Annotated in this window: 2 protein-coding genes; both read left to right on the top strand. The window is 40.6% G+C overall.

The features are described from left to right. Positions 1-496: 496 nt before the first annotated feature. Positions 497-937 carry a hypothetical protein gene (locus ACO6HM_RS12355; protein ID WP_485391321.1) on the top strand — a complete coding sequence of 147 codons (441 nt, stop codon included), beginning with the start codon at positions 497-499 and terminating at the stop codon, positions 935-937. A 225-nt stretch (positions 938-1162) separates the two neighbouring features. Next, the coding region (locus ACO6HM_RS12350) for a CHC2 zinc finger domain-containing protein (protein WP_485391320.1) at positions 1163-1510 on the top strand (348 nt) is incomplete at its 3' end.

The raw sequence follows: 1510 nt of genomic DNA, 5'->3' as shown, positions 1-1510 counted from the left end.
AAACTGTTAATATGAAAGGAAGCTTTTCTGAATTCTTAGTTTTGACACACCCCCTCAAAAAGAAGTTATCAAGAAGGGAGAGACAGTAGGCTATTCACCACTTTATCCCCTTCCTATTATCATTGCCCTGTCCTTTCTGTTGGACAGCATGGAAGCGTATTTGTTCAGAAAGTACATCAGTAGAAGATTGCAAACAGAGGCTGTCATTGTACCGTCAATCTTCCTGTTGGGCAATACCAAGAACTGATGAATATATTTCCTTTTTCTTTCACCGATTATATCTTACTATATTACTACAATAAGAGTTAAAGCGGTGAAAGAGAAAGGATTAACGTGTAGTTGAGTACTTAAAATAATTGTACTACGCAGTAACTACATTTGCCTTTCTTCTTTTACCGCTTTATTATGTTAAAAAGGGAATTATATGTTATTTGCCTGACAATCCTCTGAAGTACGCTTTTGGCAACGACTTTCTTACAGATCCCACAGGAAGCAGATGGTTCCTACCTTTGAGGTGCAGTCCATTGACATCAACAGAGCAAAGGCTATCTCAATGGATAACGTCTATACCAAAGCCAAAGCCCTGTTAAAGTCAGGTTTCCGTTATTGGTTTGACGATGAAGATATAGCTGAGTTTTACAAAGAGAGCGAGGATTTCCAAGTGCAGACCGCAGAAACGGAACTGCTATTGCGCTGCTTCGAGAAGCCAACTGATGATAATCCCCGTTGCTCCTATATGACCACTACGGAAATCCTTACCTATCTGGGTATCTATACACGGCAGCCCCTGACTTCCAAACGTATGGGAGAAGCCCTTAAAAGGGCTGGCTTTGAGAAAGTGAGCAAGCGGCGTGAGGGTGGCAGTCCTATTTATGTGTATAAGATAAGGAAGATACTCCCTTGTCCCTTGCCAAGTTATTGCAGCAACCAAATGTAGTAGCCGTATGTCGTAAGTTCGTAGTATGACTTGGTACTACAAAAATATATTGTAAATCAATTACTTAACTTAAAACAATATGTAGTAAGAAGAAAGATGAAAAAGTTTGGAGGGGAAAAACTTCAGAAAAGAGTTTTTCTTTCAACTACCATTCAAATATCATTCAAACACACTATTGTCATTCAAACAAAAATTATTTAATCAATTCAATTAAAACATATCACAATGAAAGAAGAAGATTTATCACTCATCAAGCGATACTCTATCGTAGAGTATCTTGAAAGGAAAGGTTTCAAACCTGTACGTAGGACACCTTCCTATGCGCTGTACCGCTCACCTCTCAGAGAGGAAACGCATCCGAGTTTCAAGGTGGACACAGAGAAGAACCTTTGGATAGATTATGGCGAAGGTAGGGGTGGAAGTATCATCGACCTCTGTATGCGTATGGAGGGCTGCACGCTATCTGAAGCCATCCGCCGTTTGGGGCAGAACGCTCCCGACGATGGCACATATAGCTCTCTTAATGACTTCGTGCCAAATAATTCCCAGCCTGTGATGGCTGTAAATGGAGCA

Source organism: Catonella sp., from assembly GCF_057250765.1.
The sequence above is the reverse complement of the archived record's forward strand: the minus strand, read 5'-3'. Positions and strand labels throughout refer to the sequence as shown.

Bases quoted from the DNA above. Each gene is read 5' to 3' on its own strand.
- ACO6HM_RS12355 (WP_485391321.1), top strand. From the start codon at position 497: ATGGTTCCTACCTTTGAGGTGCAGTCCATTGACATCAACAGAGCAAAG.